This is a genomic window from Olsenella massiliensis (assembly GCF_001457795.1).
Taxonomy (GTDB): Bacteria; Actinomycetota; Coriobacteriia; order Coriobacteriales; family Atopobiaceae; genus Olsenella_F; species Olsenella_F massiliensis.
Genome location: NZ_LN898207.1, coordinates 77,943 through 96,322 on the forward strand (window position 1 = coordinate 77,943; position 18,380 = coordinate 96,322).

At 63.8% G+C, this 18,380-nt stretch carries 15 protein-coding genes and 3 tRNA genes; 6 read left to right on the plus strand and 12 right to left on the minus strand.

The features are described from left to right. Positions 1-36 precede the first annotated feature (36 nt). The 4 genes from BN3001_RS00430 (at position 37) to BN3001_RS00445 (ending at position 4,971) form a co-directional block, all read left to right on the plus strand. The gene (locus BN3001_RS00430) at positions 37-1,197 is read left to right on the plus strand and encodes an extracellular solute-binding protein (protein WP_058269865.1); all 1,161 of its coding nucleotides are present in this window, start codon (positions 37-39) and stop codon (positions 1,195-1,197) included. Between the two features lie 162 nt (positions 1,198-1,359). After that, entirely contained in the window at positions 1,360-3,078 is a 1,719-nt protein-coding gene (locus BN3001_RS00435; RefSeq protein WP_058269866.1) for an ABC transporter permease, read from the plus strand. A 3-nt stretch (positions 3,079-3,081) separates the two neighbouring features. Then, entirely contained in the window at positions 3,082-4,158 is a 1,077-nt protein-coding gene (locus tag BN3001_RS00440) for an ABC transporter ATP-binding protein (RefSeq protein ID WP_058269867.1), read from the plus strand. Positions 4,159-4,440: 282 nt separating this feature from the next. Further along, positions 4,441-4,971 (plus strand): pyridoxamine 5'-phosphate oxidase family protein, encoded by a 531-nt coding sequence (locus BN3001_RS00445; protein WP_058269868.1) that lies wholly within the window; start codon positions 4,441-4,443, stop codon positions 4,969-4,971. Positions 4,972-4,988: 17 nt separating this feature from the next. Here the strand turns inward: BN3001_RS00445 and BN3001_RS00450 are convergent, their stop codons facing one another. The 10 genes from BN3001_RS00450 to BN3001_RS00490 form a co-directional block, all read right to left on the minus strand. After that, positions 4,989-5,636 carry a VanZ family protein gene (locus tag BN3001_RS00450; protein ID WP_058269869.1) on the minus strand — a complete coding sequence of 216 codons (648 nt, stop codon included), beginning with the start codon at positions 5,634-5,636 and terminating at the stop codon, positions 4,989-4,991. 183 nt (positions 5,637-5,819) lie between these two features. Continuing rightward, positions 5,820-6,467: a GntR family transcriptional regulator gene (locus tag BN3001_RS00455; RefSeq protein WP_058269870.1), complete on the minus strand. Its 648-nt coding sequence runs from the start codon at positions 6,465-6,467 to the stop codon at positions 5,820-5,822. Positions 6,468-6,611: 144 nt separating this feature from the next. Then, positions 6,612-8,105, minus strand: a complete 1,494-nt coding sequence (locus BN3001_RS00460) for a basic amino acid/polyamine antiporter (protein ID WP_058269871.1) — start codon at positions 8,103-8,105, stop codon at positions 6,612-6,614. A gap of 75 nt (positions 8,106-8,180) precedes the next feature. Then, positions 8,181-8,957, minus strand: a complete 777-nt coding sequence (locus BN3001_RS00465) for a dimethylarginine dimethylaminohydrolase family protein (RefSeq protein WP_058269872.1) — start codon at positions 8,955-8,957, stop codon at positions 8,181-8,183. A 476-nt stretch (positions 8,958-9,433) separates the two neighbouring features. Continuing rightward, entirely contained in the window at positions 9,434-9,577 is a 144-nt protein-coding gene (locus tag BN3001_RS08280; RefSeq protein ID WP_156410029.1) for a hypothetical protein, read from the minus strand. A gap of 59 nt (positions 9,578-9,636) precedes the next feature. Next, positions 9,637-9,711 (minus strand) — tRNA-Val (locus tag BN3001_RS00470). A 365-nt stretch (positions 9,712-10,076) separates the two neighbouring features. Next, positions 10,077-10,292, minus strand: coding sequence for a type II toxin-antitoxin system RelB/DinJ family antitoxin (locus BN3001_RS00475; RefSeq protein ID WP_058269873.1), 216 nt, complete (start codon positions 10,290-10,292; stop codon positions 10,077-10,079). Between the two features lie 391 nt (positions 10,293-10,683). Next, positions 10,684-11,799, minus strand: coding sequence for a tRNA 2-thiouridine(34) synthase MnmA (gene mnmA, locus BN3001_RS00480; protein ID WP_058269897.1), 1,116 nt, complete (start codon positions 11,797-11,799; stop codon positions 10,684-10,686). A gap of 28 nt (positions 11,800-11,827) precedes the next feature. Further along, positions 11,828-13,099, minus strand: a complete 1,272-nt coding sequence (locus BN3001_RS00485) for a cysteine desulfurase family protein (RefSeq protein ID WP_058269874.1) — start codon at positions 13,097-13,099, stop codon at positions 11,828-11,830. After that, the gene (locus BN3001_RS00490; protein WP_082629855.1) at positions 13,096-14,160 is read right to left on the minus strand and encodes a putative ABC transporter permease; all 1,065 of its coding nucleotides are present in this window, start codon (positions 14,158-14,160) and stop codon (positions 13,096-13,098) included. Before BN3001_RS00490 ends, BN3001_RS00485 begins: the two co-directional genes overlap by 4 nt. A 268-nt stretch (positions 14,161-14,428) precedes the next feature. Here BN3001_RS00490 and BN3001_RS00495 point away from each other — a divergent pair. After that, positions 14,429-14,504: transfer RNA gene (locus BN3001_RS00495), tRNA-Gly, on the plus strand. 38 nt (positions 14,505-14,542) lie between these two features. After that, positions 14,543-14,616, plus strand: a tRNA-Cys gene (locus BN3001_RS00500). A 591-nt stretch (positions 14,617-15,207) separates the two neighbouring features. Here the strand turns inward: BN3001_RS00500 and BN3001_RS00505 are convergent. Next, positions 15,208-15,939 carry an anti-sigma factor antagonist gene (locus BN3001_RS00505; RefSeq protein ID WP_058269875.1) on the minus strand — a complete coding sequence of 244 codons (732 nt, stop codon included), beginning with the start codon at positions 15,937-15,939 and terminating at the stop codon, positions 15,208-15,210. Between the two features lie 112 nt (positions 15,940-16,051). Then, positions 16,052-18,295 carry a SpoIIE family protein phosphatase gene (locus BN3001_RS00510; protein ID WP_235814996.1) on the minus strand — a complete coding sequence of 748 codons (2,244 nt, stop codon included), beginning with the start codon at positions 18,293-18,295 and terminating at the stop codon, positions 16,052-16,054. Positions 18,296-18,380: the final 85 nt, after the last annotated feature.

Genomic DNA, 18,380 nt, shown 5'->3' on the forward strand with positions numbered 1-18,380 from the left:
CGGGCAGAACGTAAGAACGTGGAAAGAGGGGAACGCATGAAGAGCATCTCTCGTAGGAACTTCCTGGCGGCGGCGGCAGGCGTGACGTCGGTGGCGGGACTCGCCGCCTGCAGCGGGTCGGGATCGGGCTCCGCCTCCTCCAGCGCCGGCGGCAGCGACGACAGCCTGGGCAGGATTGCCTCGCAGGACGTCATCGACGCCGGCAAGAAGGACGGCACGCTCGTGGTCTACGGCTCCGCCGAGGAGGCGCACGTGGCCGCCTGCTGCGAGAACTTCCAGAAGCTCTTTGGCATCGAGACCCAGTACCAGCGCCTCTCCACCGGTGAGGTCGAGTCCAAGATCGAGGAGGAGAACGGCAACCCGTCCGGCGACGTCTGGTTTGGCGGCACCACCGACCCCTACAACGTCGCCGTCACCAAGGGGCTGCTTGAGCCGTATAAGGCCGCCAACGCCTCTCACCTGATCAGCGACGCCTACAAGGACGCCGACGGCTGCTGGTATGGCATCTACAAGGGCATCCTCGGCTTCTTCTACAACAAGGATGAGCTTGAGCGCAAGGGCATCGACGCCCCCAAGGACTGGCCCGATCTCGTGGACGAGAAGTACAAGGGCCTCATCTGGCTGTCCAACTACAACACCGCCGGCACCGCCAAGCTCGTCCTCAACACCGTCATCCAGAAGTACGGCCATGACAAGGGCATCGAGTACCTGGTCAACCTTGACAAGAACATCCAGGTCTACACCAAGTCCGGATCCGGCCCGTCCAAGAACGTCGGCACCGGCGAGTGCGCCATCGGCATCGGCTTCCTGCATGACGCGATCTACCAGATCGTCGACAACGGCTATGAGAACATCGGCCTGGTCATCCCCTCCTCCGGCGCCTCCTTCGAAATCGGCGCCACGGCCATCTTCAAGGGCGCAAAGCACCCCAACGCCGCCAAGCTGTGGATCGAGTACGCCCTCTCGCCCAATTGCGTCGAGCGTGCGCAGGAGGTTGGCGCCTACCAGTTCCTCGTGCTCGACGACGCCAAGCAGCCTGAGGTGGCCTCCAAGTACGGCCTCGACCCCAACAACGTCATGGACTACAACTTCGAGGACGCCAAGGCGCACACCGAGGCCTACGTCAGCGACATCATGACGGCCCTCTCGCAGTCCGGCTCCAACACGAGCGACCCGAGCCGCTTCCAGACCGAGTAGCCCGCGGCCTGGTCCCCAGGGACAGGTCCGTTTGCTTGCCAGGTGGATGGCATGCCCATCCACCTGGCTTGCGTTGGGGGCGACCAGACCGCTCGCACGAAGGACTCATGACCGCAGGACGCCTGTGCCAGGGCACCCACGTACCATCCGAGGAGGGAAACGATGGCAAGGAACCAAGGCGCCGAGCTCGATAGGAAGAAGCTGATGGCCGACCCCATCATGGTCACGACCATCGCGGTTCTCATCGCGTTTCTGACGCTGTTCATCCTGTATCCGCTGGCCATCCTCATGGTGGACAGCGTCGTGGGCGACCGGGGGCCCACGCTGGACATCTTCCGGCGCGTCCTGGCGATGCCCGCCTTTGACAAGGCCATCGCCAACACGCTGAGGGTGGGCTTTCTCGTAGGCATCCTGGCCTCGCTCATCGGCCTGCTCTTTGCCTACGTCGAGGAGTACGTCCAGCTCAAGACGAGGTTCATGGACGGCCTCTTCAAGGTGGTGTCCATGCTGCCGGTGGTGTCGCCGCCCTTCGTCCTGTCGCTCTCCGTCATCATGCTGTTTGGCAAGTCGGGCATCATCACCCGCTTTCTGCTGGGCATCTATGACAACAACGTCTACGGCTTCTGGGGCATCGCCCTCGTGCAGACGCTCACGTTCTTTCCCGTCTGCTACATGATGTTCAGGGGCCTGCTCAAGAACATCGACCCCTCCCTTGAGGAGGCCGCGCGCGACATGGGCGCCTCGCGCTGGAAGGTCTTCACGTCCGTGACCTTCCCCTTGATCCTGCCGGGCCTGGGCAACGCCTTCCTCGTGACGTTCATAGAGTCCATCGCCGACTTTGCCAACCCCATGCTCATCGGCGGCTCCTACGACACGCTTGCCACCTCCATCTACCTGCAGATAACCGGGGCCTACGACAAGCAGGGGGCTGCGGCGATGGCCGTGGTCCTGCTCTTTATCACCCTGGTGATGTTCGTCGTCCAGAAGTACGTGCTCGAGGCCAAGTCCACGGCGACGCTCACGGGCAAGGCGAGCCGCGCGCGTATGCTCATCACCGACGCCTCCGTGCGCATCCCGCTCACGATTCTATGCGCCGCCCTGGCCATCTTCGTGGTCATGATGTACGTCTGCGTGCCCTTTGGCGCCCTCTTCAGGACCTGGGGCTACGACTTCACGCTCACCACCAAGTGGTTCAAGCAGGTCTTCACCATGCATCACGGCCTCGAGGCCTTCCGTGACTCCTTCGTCCTCTCACTCGTCGCCAGCCCCATCACGGCGCTGCTCTCCATGATCATCTCCTACCTCGTGGTCAAGCGCAGCTTCCGGGCCAAGGGCTTCATCGAGGCCGTCTCGATGCTGGCCATGGCCGTCCCGGGCACCGTCCTGGGCGTCGGCTATATTCGCGGCTTCTCGGGCGGCATCTTCCACACGGGCGTGCTTCAGGGCCTCTACGGCACCGGCGCCATCCTCGTGATCGTCTTCATCGTGCGGTCGCTGCCCACCGGCACGCGCTCGGGCATCAGCGCCCTGCGCCAGATTGACAAGTCCATCGAGGAGTCCGCCTATGACATGGGCGCCAACTCGCTGCAGGTGTTCATGACCGTGACGCTCCCGCTCATAAAGGACTCGTTCCTCTCGGGGCTCGTCACCGCCTTCGTGCGCTCCATCACGGCCATCTCGGCCATCATCCTGCTCGTGACCCCGCAGTTCCTGCTCATCACGGTGCAGATCAACGAGTTCGCCGAGAAGGGGGCCTATGGCGTGGCCTGCGCGTTCGCGACGATCCTCATCATCATCACCTATGGCGCGGTCTTGCTCATGAACCTCGCCATCAAGCGCTTTGGCACGAGCGCCAAGCTAACGACAGAAGTGGAGGGCTAGACGATGTCCAAGGAGAAGAAGGGCGTTCGCCTGGAGCACATATCAAAGATCTACCAGGACCCCAAGACGGGCAAGGACTTCTATGCCGTCCACGACGCCAACATCAGCATCGAGCCGGGCGAGTTCGTCACGCTGCTGGGCCCCTCGGGCTGCGGAAAGACCACGATCCTGCGGATGATCGCCGGGTTCGAGAGCCCTGACGAGGGGGAGGTCTATCTGGGCAACGAGGCCATCAACGAGCTCACGCCCAACAAGCGCGACACGGCGATGGTCTTCCAGAGCTACGCCCTGCTCCCCCACTACAACATCTTTGACAACGTGGCGTATGGCCTCAAGCTGCGCAAGATGGACAAGGCCACCATCCGCGAGAAGGTCATCAACATCCTGGGGCTCGTGGGCCTGGAGGGCATGGAGGACCGCATGACCAACCAGCTCTCCGGCGGTCAGCAGCAGCGCGTGGCGCTGGCGCGCGCGCTCGTGCTCGAGCCGGGCGTCCTGCTCTTTGACGAGCCACTTTCCAACCTTGACGCCAAGCTTCGCGTGGACATGCGCACCGAGATTCGCCGCATCCAGCACAACGCCGGCATCACGGCCATCTACGTCACGCACGACCAGTCCGAGGCCATGGCCCTCTCGGACAAGATCATCGTCATGAAGAAGGGCCTGGTTGACCAGATCGGCGACCCGCAGACCATCTACTACCACCCGGTTGACGAGTTCGTGGCCGACTTCATCGGCGAGTCCAACTTCCTGCGCGGAACGGTTCTCGAGAGGGACGGCAAGGGCGGCGTCATCGAGGTCAACGGTGAGCGCATCACGGTGAGCGACACCAACGGCAGGAACGTCCACGACGCCGCGACGCTCGTGTTGCGCCCCGAGTCCGTGCACGTGGAGGACAAGGGGGTCATGCGCTGCAAGGTGACGCTCTCGCGCTTCATGGGTCACTATCAGAACTACCACGTGCTCTGCGGGGACCAGCTCGTCAAGATCACGGAGTTCAACCCCAAGAACAAGAAGATCTACGAGGCGGGTGACGAGGCGTACGTGAACTTCTCGGCCGGGGACGTCCACGTGCTGTAGGCGGGCGACCGTAGGCAGGCGGCGATCAGCGCCGCGGCCCCGAGCGACGCGGCCCTGTGCCTCGGCCCGAGCGACGCGGCCCTGTGCCGCGGCCCTGAAGGCCCCCTGGAACGCCCCGGCTCTAAGGCCGGGGCGCTCATCTTGCCTTATGACTCACTTTTGGCCTGCGCTGGTGCTCATCTTGCCTTATGACTCACTTTTGGCGCCATAGAGGCCCACATCTGAGTCAAATGACAAGATGAGCCGGGTAAGATGCGATTCGCACGCAACCAAGGAGGCATCATGCGCAGAAGAGACCGCGAGATCACCGACTTCGACGAGATCGTCAACGTCATGCGCAGGTGCGACGTCTGCCGCATCGCCCTCAACAGCGATGACTACCCCTACATCGTTCCTCTCAACTTTGGCATGGACGTGACGGACGGTCGCATCACGCTGTACTTTCACAGCGCGAACAAGGGAACGAAGCTCGACCTCATCGCCCGGGACGCCCGGGCGAGCTTCGAGATGGACTGCGACCATGCCCTTATCATGTATGACGAGCAGATGAGCTGCACGATGGGCTACGCGAGCGTCATGGGTCGCGGCATCATCGAGGTTGTGCCCGCCGAGGGCAAGGTCGCGGCCCTCAGGGCCCTTATGGCCCAGTACCACGAGGCGGACTTTCCCATCAACGAGAGGCTCCTGCCCGCGACGACGGTCCTCAAGATGACCGTGACCGAAGTCACCGGTAAGCGCCGCGACAACGTCCACGCCGACCGCAAGGGGCGCGTCGAGCATCCGTTCGAGAGGGGCGCGAAGGTGCGGGGGTAGGCGTCGTAGGTGCCTTACTAGCCGATGAGCCGAGAGAACTGGAAGGGATAAAAGAGGAGCACCCGAAAGAGGAAGGCTATCGCGGCGAGCGCGACAGGGCTGACGCCACGGAGGCGCGCGGGCGCGCTATGGCGCCCCCGCCCCTGCCTGCGGCGCCCGGCCACGAGCCACCAGACAACGAAGCCAGCCGCCGTCCCCACCGTGTTGGCGATAAGGTCGTCAATGTCGGTGACTCGCGCCGTCACAAGCTGTGACAGCTCAATGAGCAGCGAGAACGTGACGCCAAACGCGAGCGTCGGAGCAATGCGCCTAAAGCGGGTGGACAACGCCGGCACGAACACGCCCAGGGGGACGAACATGAGGATGTTCAAATAGAACGGCATGCCGACGCTCGCAAAGGGAACGAGGTTGACGCTGCCATGGATGATTCCCAGGGGCTCTCCCGTAACACGGTCGACGACGCCCTGTGGAGGAAAGAGGACATCCACAAGACCGCCAGCTCCCGTGTGGTCAAACACCTGCCACAAGTAGAGCACGAACAGGACGGAGAGCGCCAGCTCCCCTTTGCCAAGACCGTGGCGACGCCTGACGAGCGCAAGGTAGATGAGACACGGGGCAAGCGAGCATGCGAGCTCATACAGGCTTCCGAGCGTCGGCGAAACCATGGGCGCCTTCCCTTCTCAGCGTGACTTACGTCACATGATAGTAGAGAGGCGCACCGGGGAGAGGTGACTGGAAAGAATGGGATGCATGTCGCAAGGCCGACAACCGTCCGAGCGCCGCGAAAACAGACTACCTTCATCCCGTCAGACGGCGCACACGTCCTGCGCTCTCGGCGATGGCTCCGGCTACCAGGTGGTGAACTTGGCGTTCCGGACGTCCCAGTGCACGTCACGAATGTAATCGCTAAGCTCGTTGAGCGCTCCCCGCTCAAAGAGCTCTACGATCCTTCGGTGCTCGTCGTTTGCCTTCCCAACGAGACGACGCGCCTCCTCGCGACTGACCTGTGCGTAATCATGCCGAATGAAATGACGGTTCAGCTGGTGTAGCAGCTGGTGCAGCCGTTCGTTTCCGCAGCGGACGGCGTAATACTCGTGAAAGTCGCGCTGCAGCTTGTCATAGTTGTTGAGTAGTCCCTGCTCGATCGCAAGTCCCATGGAATCCACCAGAAAACAAAGTTCCCTGATGTCCTCGGCGCCCATCCGAGGGCGTGCGAGACGGGCCGCCTGCCCGTCAAGGGGTCCGATGGTCTCAAAGATCTCGCGGGCCGAATCCTCGTCAAAGCCCTTGACTTTAAAACCCCTGCGAGGCTCGTTATCCAGGTACCCGTCGCTCGAGAGCTGAATCAGCGCCTCGCGCACCGGGGTGTGCGAAACGCCAATGGCATCACAGACGGACTGCTCGCTCACACGGTCTCCCGCGGACAGCTTGCCCTCGTTGATGAGGGATGCAATGTAGTCGTAGACGTGCTCTTTAAGCGATCTGTAGGTTTTCATCGAGCCGGCCCTTGCTAGAGAGGATGCCTTCTGAACCATGCTAGCAGTTCGGCCGTCCGAAGCGGACGGCCGAACCGACTATGCCCAGCGATCCTTCCTCACGCGGCGCCGTCCTCCTTGGATCTTCCCTCGCGCGGCGCCGTCCTAGATGATCGGCATGATGCCCGAGAAGTGCAGGCACAGTGACAACACTGCAAGGCATACGACGACGAGCGCAATCAGCTTGTCTCGCCTGAGGGGCAGCGGCACCTTGCCTCTCCCCTGCTCGCCCAACCAATAGACCGCGATCGCGGGAGCAAAGAGGACGGTCGTTACCATGACGCCCTGCAGGCCGCAGGTCCACACCAAAAAGATCGTGTAGACAAACGCCAGCGTGCCAAAGAGCCGCGCCCGCGACACGGTGGGGGCGTGCTTGCCGTCTAGGTGCTCGCGCCTCCAGCCGATGAGCATGTAATACGCTGCGGAGCACACATAGGGAACAAGGATGGTATTGACGGCGCACGTGTAGAAGAACTGGTAAGTGCTGTTTGCGTAGACTGCGATGACCAGGAACACCTGCATGATCGCGGAACTGACCAGGATCGTCGTGACAGGAGCTCCCTGGGCGTTGGTCTTGGCAAACGACTTGGGAAACACGCCCTGCACGGCAGCCTCATACGGCGTCTCTGACGCGATTATGACGTAACCCAGCAGCGCGCCAGTGAGCGAGAGAATGACTCCCAGGTTCACGATGGATGCGCCGACCGGCCCGATCGCCGCATCAAGCACGCCCGCCATGGAAGGCGTGGCAAGCTCGGCCATCTGCGCACGCGGCAGGATGCCCAGACTCAGTATCGAGATGGCCACGTAAAGGACGAACACGCTGATGAAGCCCATCGCCGTTGAGCGACCGACGTCCTTGACGTACTTGGCGCGTCCCGATATCACGACGGCGCCCTCAATGCCCGTGAAGATCCAGACGAGCGCGATCATGGTGGACACCACCTGGGCTCCCAGGTCGGGACCGCTCGTCTCGCCCCAGAAGTTCTCCAAAAAGATTCCCACGTCAAACCTGCCGAGCAGAACGATGGAGAGCACGAACATGCCAAGCGGCACGAGCTTGGCCAAGGTGACGATGACGTTGATGCCCGCCGCCTCATGCACGCCCCGTGACACCAGATAGGTAACCACCCAGAGGGCTACCGACGCGCACACGAGCGACGGGAGATTATTACCCCCATCAAACACTGGAAAGAAGTAACCGAGCGAGCTAAACAGCATAAGCAGGAAACTCACGTTGGAAAGGCAGGCGCTGATCCAGTATCCCCACGCCGAGTTAAAGCCAACATAGTCGCCAAACCCGGCCGCCGCATAGGCGTAGATTCCGCCCGTCAGCTCCGGACGCGCCTGTGACAGGCCCTGAAACGCCTGCATTAGAGAGAACACGCCGGCAAAGCAAATGAGCCAACTCACGATGACCGCGCCGGAGTTTGCTCCCCCGGCAGAGAGGTCGCCCGCTAAGGAGAAGATTCCCGCACAGATGGTGGCGGTAATCACCATCATGGTCAGTCGAAACAGACCGAGGCCGTTCTTGTCGATGACGTCTTCGCTCTCCAGCCTTATGCCTGGGGCGCGCTCAATGCTCTTTGCTGCATCCATGATATTTCCCCCTATGTGGCAGGATGCGGGCGACAAGCGCGCCTCGCACCCTGCCGTCGAGCGACATGATGCCATCTAGAAACGCAGGGACAGGCAGGAGAGTCCACCGTCTATCTTGCGATACTCGGAGGTATCCACGACCAGCGTCTTGTAGCCCAGGTCCTTGACCGCCTTGAGCACGGTCGGATATCCCTTCGCCACGATGACGGTGTCGTTGACCCAGATGCAGTTAGCGCCGTACGCCTCCTCTTCGGGGACTACTATCTTGTGGTAGTCGGCAAAGTCGGGCTTGTCGATGAACTCGCCCGACACGAGCATGTTGTTGTTCTCGATATAGTTGACGCCCGTCTTAAGATGCAGGACCTTCTCGAGGGGAACCTCGCTGACCTCAAGGTGCCACCCGTTCAGGATCTTGGTAAACTGCCGTATGCCCTCTTCGTTCGTGCGCGCGGAACGACCCACGTAAAAGTGATCGCCAACCATCATGACGTCGCCGCCCTCAAGCGTGCCGGGCGCCTCGATGCGGGCAATGTGCTCGTCGTCAAAAAAGCGACGGATGATGGGCTCAATCTCGACCTTCTCGCCGTTGCGGGACGAGGCTCCGGGGTTGGTGATGACGGCACCGCAACGCGTGATGAGGGCCGGGTCTTCCACAAAGCAGCTGTCGGGGTACTCCTCGAGCGCGGGCAAAACGGTAACGTCAACGTCGCACCTGCTCAGCGCATCGATATAGTCGTTGTGCTCCTCAATCGCGCGGTCATAGTCCGGCTTGCCCAGCTCGGGGGCCGACGTGATGCCGTCAAGCAAGGAATGCGAAGGACGACGGACGATGACGTGGTTGAACTTCTTCATGGTCGCTCCGTTTCATTATGGCCACCCTGATGGAGTAGCCTCGTTTATGATGCTGCAATTATATATTATAGATTGTGCACAATATATAATTAGAAGCGAGCGGCCGATTTGGATGCGCAAGCGGCCTTGGGAGCAGAGCGCAAGGTCCTTTTCCCGTCGCCAGAAATAAACGTATGAGGTCGGGAGCACGGGAGGGCGCGAAGGCGTGGGAGTCTTCGGTGAAAAGCAAGGTGACCATGAACAGCTGAGCGCGGATGCCCACGACAATCAGAAAGTTCCGTATGGCGTTGTTTGCGTTGAGTCCACCACCACGAGCCCAGCAGATGATCGTCGCCCTGCGTCTCATCATCTCGGCGGGAAGCAACGCGACCGAGAAGCAGCAGCAAAAGCAGCATATATGCATGGCGATAGCAATAAGGGCGCATCTTCAGCCAGGCACGATCGTCTCAAAGAAATATAGCGCAGATTATCAACAATCAGAAAGAAGGCTTTTCGTCATTAATTTTGCATCCCCCCAGGATTCGAAAAATTAATGACCAAATCTCAGGCATTTTGTCATTAGCACCGCCAAGCGCCCCGGTATCAATAGCTTGACTTAACCCCCAGCCAAGTAGTGTCATGGTATTCCTGATAATATGCAAAACAGCCCAGAGATATAGCCTCTGAGCTGCTGAGTTAATGGTGGGCGTTATAAGATTTGAACTTATGACCTCTTCCGTGTCAGGGAAGCGCTCTCCCCCTGAGCTAAACGCCCGAACATGTTCCGCCGCACGTGGGGCCGTGCAGCGCGTTAGCTATATTAGACGAAGGCGACAACAAGCGCAACAGAAACTTTGTCCACCTCACAAGAATGGCGAGACCTCGCGCGTCCGCACTCGATGCCGCCAGCTGCGCCCGACACGCCCCCGCGCCCACTCCTCCTGTGCTCGCCCCGCCGTTGGCCACGCAGCGCCCGCGTCATCGGCGACGTCGCGGCGCGTCTCTCATCATCACCTGCGTCCGCAGCTGCCGCGCGCTACACCCACATGTGACGGATGCAATGGCTCATCTGGGCATCCTTGAGCCTCAGGGTAAAAGGGCACGGCGCCAGCCGATAGGCCAACATGAACACCTTGAGCCTTAACCAATGACCGTTGTATCGCATCGCCGTCGCCTCACATCTCCAGTTGCCGGAACCCCCACCTCAAAGGGAAAGGTCCCGGCGCGGTTGAACGCTGCGATAAACATCCGAATGGCGTTGGACGGGGTGGTACCGATCTGCTCGGTCGCCGCAAAGAACCTGTCCTTCTCCTCGGGCATGACCTTCGCGACGATCGGAGTCATCTTGTCCTTCATATGATTCTCCGAGCTATGGGTGTGCTGCGTGGGTTCTACGTGGGTGCTGCGTTTTGCTGCTGCGTCTAAGTATAAAGTATGATTTGGTATGCCTTAGTATTCTTTTGTTATACCGCCACTTCAACATACGCCTTTCAGGATGCAAAGATCCTGAAAAGCTTGATGAGCTGGCAAACGGCAAAGAAGGCGACGTCAACGGCAGCGGGCATAGGGGCAACGTCGGGCGGGAAGGGGCGACAAAGGATGCCGAGGCATGTGGTTGACGCGACACGGCGCCGGGTTGGTGCGACATGACGCCGGGTTGGTGCGACATGACGCCGGGTTGGTGCGACACGACGCCGCGGCCGTGACATCGCTGCTCCCAGCCATGCAGTCCTCTCTCGGCGAGAGGTCAGCGAGAGACGATTCCCCCGCCTAGGCAGCGCAGACCGTCATAGACCACGACGCTCTGCCCGGGAGCGACGCGACGCTGCGTGCTCGAGAAGTGCACGATGGCAGCCGCGCCCGCGGCCACAGGCTCGCGCCCCAAGATAGGCTCCACCTCCGCCGGGACGAGCGTGCCCGTGTGACGACAGCGCACCGTCAGGGCGTCCCCCCGCGGCGGCTCCCCGGAAATCCAGCGCACGTCCTTCAGACGCAGCTCGTCGCACATGAGTCCCGGACTGTCAGGATCGTCCGTCACGTAGACCACGTTTCTCTCGACGTCAGTGTCCACCACGTAGCGGCGCGGGCCGCCACCCAGGTCAAGACCCCTGCGCTGTCCCACCGTAAAGAGAAAGGCCCCCTCGTGGCGGCCCAGCTCCCGCCCCGTCTCCCATTCCACGATCTTTCCGGGGCGCCGCTCGAGCGCGTCCAAAAGGAAGCTCCTGATGCCCACCTCGCCCACGAAGCAGATGCCGTCGGAGTCGGGCTTGGTCTCCACCCCCAGGCCTCGCTCGGCGCACATGCGGCGCACCTGCGCCTTGTCGCGCACGTCACCCACGGGAAAGAGCGTGTGCGCCAGGACCTCCTCGTCCACGCGCCAGAGGAAGTAGGTCTGGTCCTTGTGCTCGTCGCGGGCGCGCAGCAGGTGCGCGTGGCCGTCGCCACCTGCCCTCACGCGGGCATAGTGTCCCGTCGCCACCGCGTCGGCACCCGCGGCGAAGGCGCGCCGGGCAAAGCTGCCAAACTTGATGGTCTGGTTGCACATGACGTCAGGGTTGGGCGTATAGCCGCGCGCATAGGCGTCCACGAGGTAGTCCACGACGGTCGCCTTGTACTCCGCCTCGCAGTCCCACACCTCAAGCCCGATGCCCAACGTCACGCACACGCGCTCGGCGTCGGCAAGGTCGTCGCTCCAGCGGCACTTGAACCCCGGAAGGTCACGACTCCAGTTTCGCATGTAGACGGCGCGCACGTCATAGCCCCGCTCAACGAGCAGCGCCGCTGCCAGGGCAGAGTCCACGCCCCCGCTCATTCCCAGGTAGACCAGGGCACCAGGGAACGCCGAGGACGCCTCGTCCCCCATGGGGCGCCGGGGCGCCCGTCTTCGCTCGTCACGCATACGGCGACCTCCCTCCCACGGCGACGCGCAGCTCCCGCGACGCCGCGCACATATCGTCCTCTGACAGGCGCAGGCGGCCCATCTCGTCGTGAACCGCCGCCACGAGCGCCTCGGCTGCGTAGGTGACCTCGTCCTCGGTGGTCGGCCGACCCAGGGTCAGCCGCAGGCTTCCCGCCGCGACTTCGTCGGGAACGCCGATGGCCGACAGTACGTGGCTCACGCGCATCTTGCTCGCCGCGCAGGCGGAACCCGTCCCCACGCTCACGCCGCGCCTCTCCAGCAGGATCACCAGCCTGCGAGCGTCAAGCAGCGGAAAGCACAGGTGTAAAAGGCCCGGCAGGCGGCGCGCGTCCTTGCGAGGGCCCGACACCCAGGCCCAGGGGCAGGCCGTCAGAATCTGTCGTTGCAAGCGGTTGCGCAAGTCGCGCAGGCGGCGCGACTCCTGGGCACGCAGCCCGTCGGCCAGCTCGAGCGCCGCCGCAAACGCCACCACGCCCGCGACGTTCTCGGTACCGGACCTCAGGCCGCCCTCCTGCCCGCCGCCCAGGATGAGGGGGCTGAGCGTCACGTCATCCGACGCCCAGAGAAGGCCCACCTGCTTGGGCCCGTATATTTTTGAGGCCGAGAGGGTCATGAGGTCCGCACCCAGGGTACTCACGTTGACGGAGAGGTGCCCTGCGGCCTGGGAGGCGTCCACGTGCAGCCAGAGGGGGCGCCTCTCCCCCACCTCAAGGCGACGACGGCGCTCGGCCGCCACGACCTGCGAGAGCCGGCGTATGGGCTGTATGGCGCCGATCTCGCCGTTGGCAAGCTCCACGGAGACGAGTCCCACCTCGGCCGAGAGGGCGGCCTCGAGCGCGCGCGGGTCCAGACGACCATCCGAGCCCACGCCCATCACGCGATGCGGGCGCGCCGCCGCGCAGGAGAGCACGCTCTCGTGCTCGATGGCGTCAACCAGCACCATGGCGTCCGCCTGGGCGTCAACGGCGGCAAAGGCTAGGTTGTTCGCCTCCGTGGCGCCGGCCGTCAGCACCAGGTTGTCAGGACGGGCTCCGATGACGCGTGCCAGGCGCCTGCGCGCGTCCTCGACGGCGTCCTTCGCCTGCCGGGCACGCCGATAGGGGGCGGAGGGGTTCCAGAACCTCTCGCCCAGGTAGGGCAGCATGGCCTCGATGACGCGGGGGTCCATGGGCGTCGCAGCGGCATAGTCAAGGTAGACCTCGCGCGCGCCCGTCGCCGGGACGCCCTGGCATGACGTCGTCATGTTTCCTCCTCGCGCAGGGGTTCCGTCGCCCCTGGCACAGTCACTGCCGCCGTCCTCTCCGACGCGCCCGACGCCGCTCCTGCCGTCGAGCCCACCGCCACGTCGGCCGGCATGGTGCAGGCCATCGCGGCCGATGTGTCCGTCGCGACCGTGCCGTTGACCCCCGGAAGGCCGGCCGTGGGCAGCTGCTGGCCCACCACCATGTTCTGGAAGCGGTTTGCCATCCACTCATCCGTGTAGTGCTCGTCGATGAACGTCTCGAAAGCGTTTTGCGGCGTCGCCCCCATCTGTCGCTGAGAGCGCATGTAGAACGCGGAGACGGTCAGGAACACGTCCAAGGCGAGATACGCGCTCAAGAGCGTCACGAACAGCACCTGTCGGCTCGTGGTGGGCTCGCCGATGCGAAAGAGCAGGTCAGGCATCGCCAGGCGCACCCACACCAGGCCCAGCAGCCCCCACAGCGCCATGGAGCTGCACGACACCCACTGCGTGATGTGGTCAGGAAGCCCCAGATACGTCCATGACTGAGCGTGGAAGATCCGGTCCATGGACCAGCCCGCCAGCTGCTCGATGAGCCCGCCGGCCACGGCCATCACCACAAACTGCACGGGAGCGCTCGCATGAAGGCGCCGCAGGGCAAAGCCCAGATAGGTGAGGGCAACGGCGCCCACGCCATAGAGGGGCGAGAAGGGGCCCCACACCAGGCCGACGCGGCTCTGCCTGACGCCCTCGCTCGCGAACATCCAGAGCTCCTCGAGCACGAGGCCCGCGACCGAGGCGATCACGAAGATATAGACGACCTGATACCAGCCAAAGTCCATGATGTCCAGGTAGCGCTCGCGAGTGCGGACCGCGTGATTCAGCACCTCGCGACGCTGCGCGCGGGAGAGATGCCCGCCGCGCAGCTCGGGCGAGAGCGTCGTCTGGGCCATCTTGCGGTGGTCTATGGCGTCATCGAGGTCTTTTCCACGCCCCAGCCAGGTCCAGAACTGACGCAGGAGAAAGAGGGCACCGCGAACGGCGAGCAGCAGCACGAAGAGGGTGAGGATACTGGTGAGCATGCAACTCCCTATACGAGATCAGGCCGCAGGCGGCGTCGCCCGAGGCGGGCAGGAGCGGGCGAGACGTCCTCAGCGGGCGAGCCGGTCCCAGGCGGGCGGGACAGCTCCGGGCGCTGGCGAGACGTCCGACGGTTTTACGAGGCATCCCTATCCTATACGTAGCTCCTCTCGACCGCAGCTGAAAAGACCTAGCCCACGGCACTTTCGTAGTTTTCAAAAAAAGTGCTTGCATCGTACAGTCCGGTCACGTATATTATTCCTCGCGTTCGCGGGCTTAGCGCAGTTGGTAGCGCGCCACCTTGCCAAGGTGGAGGTCGCGGGTTCGAACCCCGTAGCCCGCTCCATGTATTTTCTGGGCCGACGCGTTCGGCCTTTTTTGTACGGCGAGATGGCCAAGTGGTAAGGCAGAGGCCTGCAAAGCCTTTATCCCCGGTTCGAATCCGGGTCTCGCCTCCAAGAACGTGAGAGGGCAGCCCTTCGGGACTGCCCTTTTCTTTCTCTCCCCCTTCCTCCACCCTTCTGTGCGCCCTTCCTCCACCCTTCTGTGCGCCCTCTCCCACCCTTCTTTGTCCCTTCTCCCCTTCTTCTGTGGTCTTCTCTACAGGGTTTTCCTGGTTCGCGTGGCGCGTTCCCCTCCGGCGTGGTGGCACGGACGGATTCCTTTACGTTTGCAAGCCTTGAGCCCGCACGCCAATACGTTTGAGAGACCCGGACCCACACACCAATACGTTTGAGAGCGTCAGCTAGACGAAGCTATAGGTTTGAGAAATCGGCGCGACGTTTGCCCAGGTAATAATCTCTGCAAATCCTCAAACTTATAATCCTGTGGATGGGACACCCTCAAACGTATTGCGCTGTGCCGGGGGCACTCTCAAACGTATTGCGCTGTGCCGGGGGCACGCTCAAACGTATAGGAATCCCGGGCACGACGCGGGCGCGGGTCTCAAACGTATAACAATGCGAGACGAGATCACCTTCATAGGCCAAACCCCCTACCTCTCAGCTACACCCTCTCGCGGCTTGCCTCCAAGCGACGCGGCTTGCCGCCTAGCGACGCAGCTTGACGATGCGTACCAGGGTGCCTTTGCCCCAGGGCTTGCGACCGATGGTCACGGAGTCCGCGAGAAGACGCATGAGCCTGATGCCCCGGCCGCGCTCGGACGTCTCGTCCACGCAGGGGACGGCCTCCCCCGCCCGCAGCTCAAAGCCGCAGCCGCAGTCCGTGACGTCAATGACGACGCGGTCCTCGTAGCACGCGAGCACCACGAGGGCGCACTCGCCGGCGGCGTGGTCGATGGCGTTGCCGATGGCCTCGCCCACCGTCAGCATGAGGTCAAACAGGCGGTCCGAATCCATGCCGACCCGGGACAGATGGCGCTCCACGCTGGCGCGCGTGCCGGCAAGGTCCGAAGGGTCGATGCGCACGACGCAGCGCCAGAGCGGAACGGCGGACGCCGGCAGCTCCTGCACCTGTCGAGAGCCGCCCGCGCCCGAGACGGGCGCGAAGTCAACGAGCCTTGACAGCCTCAGGGTGCGCATGACGCACTCGTTGGCCTCGGTGATGGAGAGAAGCCCCCCCACGGAGCGCATGCGACGAATCTCGCCCAGGACGAAGCCCAGGCCCGTGGAGTCGATGGCGGTGGCGGCGGCCATGTTGAGAATGATGCGCCGGCAACCGTCATCGATGAGGCCCTCCACGAGCCGTCGCGTGCGAGGGACGGTCGTGACGTCCAAATCACCGCCCACATGCACCACCGCGATGTTGGGATGTGTGTCCATGGACTGCTTGTTCCCCAAAGCCCCGGGAGCTAGACGGGGCGACGCTGAGCGCCGTGCGACGTGACGCGAAGGGGGCGCCGTGCGACGTGACGCGCCCGACGCCCCGTCGGCATCACGGTGCGAGGCCACCGCCCAGACTGTCAAAGCGTAGCAGCACCATGGCGACGTCATCCTCGAGCTGACGGTCGGTGAACGCGTCCAACGTCGCGAGCAGACGGTCAAGGAAGCCCTCATAGCCCCGGGTCGCCTGGGTCATGACGGCGTCGCGCAGGCCCTCCTCGCCAAAGAACGCCCCGTCCGGCGAGCGCGCCTCCGTGGTCCCGTCGGTATACAGCAGCAGCAGGTCGCCCTCCGAGAGCCTCACCCTGCCGTTCTTGTAGTCCATCTCGTGAAAGGCGCCCACGACCCCCGACTGTACGTCCAGGCTCTCGATCTCGCCCGTGTCGCCTCTCACGAGCAGCGCCGGCGGATGTCCCGCAGAACAGTAGGTAAGAAGGCTCACCCGCAGGTCCACGATGCCCACGAAGAGCGTCGCGAAGGTCTCAAGGCGCGAGAAGCCCAGCAGGAAGTCGTTAAGCAGGCGCACCATGCGCGCGGGCGAGAGGCCCTGCCACGAGTAGGCGCCCAGCGCCGTGCGCACGGCGGCCGAGACGGATGCCGCCTCCACGCCCTTTCCCGAGACGTCACCCATGATCACACAGGCACGCTCGTGAGGCAGGCGCACGAGGTCGTAGAAGTCGCCGCCCACGTAGGCCGTCGCCGTGGCGGAGGAATAGATGCCCTGGGCGGACAGGCCCCTCACGCTCTGAAGCTCGTTTCTCATCCCCGTCTGCAGGGCCTGGGCGATGCGCTGGTCCTGCCGGCGCGCCTCCTCGCCCAGGGTGAGCTCCCGGATGTCATGGGCGACTACCCGCAGAAAGCGGAGCTCAAGGTCATCGAAGGGCTCGGCGGTGGCGTCGCGCAACACCAAGAACACCTGTCGGCGCCCCCCTAGGCAGCCCAGGTCAAGCACTGCCCCTCGGTCCGACGCCCCGTGCGCGTCGAGCCATCGGGCCAGGTCGGATTCCGTCGCGATGCCCAGGACCTCCGACTCGGCCACGTCGCCGTGGGCGCAGGCAACCAGGGGCGTCGTCAGCCCCAGATCCACGGCAAGCGGCACGTCACCTCCCGGCAGGGCCACCGTGACGTTGCCGTCAGCTCCCGTGACGACGCGCACGGCGCAGGGGGTGGCACGCAGCTCCTGACAGGCGCTCGCGAGACAGGACAGGACCGGGGCCTCCTTGGCCCCGCTGGCCTCCATGAGCCGCGCGCGAAGCCGGGAGGCCACGTTGTCCAGGTGGTCCCCCTTGCGCTGGCGCAGGGCCGAGAAGGCGCCCACGAGCTGCACGGAAAGGTATTGGGCGACGGCGTCCAGCAGTTCGGCGTCCTCACGACGCGTGGGATGCACGTGCTCCCACCCCACCTCGATGAGGGCGATCACGTGGCCGCCAAACCACACGGGCACGGCGATGAAGCTCACGAACGGCGGCAGCGTCTCGGCACGCACCTCAAAGACCTCGCGGGTCTCCTCGTCCACCATCTCGCGAAACGCCGGGCGTCCCCGCCTGAGGGCGTCGCGTCCCGGCTCGAGCACCCTCAGCCTGAGGGCGCGACCCGCACGCGTGGTGAGCTTCTCGATCATGTAGCCAAAGGGCATGTAGCGAGACACCCGCGCCTGCCTGAGGGCGGAGCTGCGCCCCCGCAGGTGGTAGCCGTCACCCTCGGCGACAAAGAAGAGGGAGCCCGTGGCCTCCATGGTCTGGGTGATCTCCTCTATGACCTTCTCGAGCAGGGTCGTCACGTCCCGCGTGCCCAGGGTGCCCAGCACGATGTCAAGCGTGCCCGCGAGCCGGTGGTTGGCGCGCGAGAGCTCGCCCACGAGACGCTCGCGCTCGTCGTCGGCGGCCTTGGAAGCATCCGCCTCGTGCGCGACGACAAGATAGGGCCCGTGGGCAGAACCATCCGTCATGCCCACCTCGCGAGCGCGGACGGCAAGCTCGGTCTGGGCGCCGTCACCCGTGAGGCAGGTGAGCAGCTGCTGACTCCCGTCCACGGGAAACGGCAGCGAGGAGGGAGAGAAGGGCCGTCTGGGCACCACGCCCACCGCAGGGGGAAACAGGGCGCGCACGTCCGTCCCGACGAGACCTCGAGGGCCGTGGACGAAGAGCCGCTGCGCATGCTCGTTGGCCAGCAGCACGCGCCCCGTCCCGTCAAAGGCGAGGACGGCATCGCTCGTGAGGGCCAGCAGGCCGGCGAGGGTGGCGTTGACGCCGCGGGCGCCGATGCCGTCAATCCGCCGAACGATCTCTCGCGCCATCATGACCTCCATCAGTCGTGGCGGGCGTGCCCTGGGCCCGATGCCGCAGCGGTGGGTCCCGCAAGGCGAGCGTCCATGGGACGCG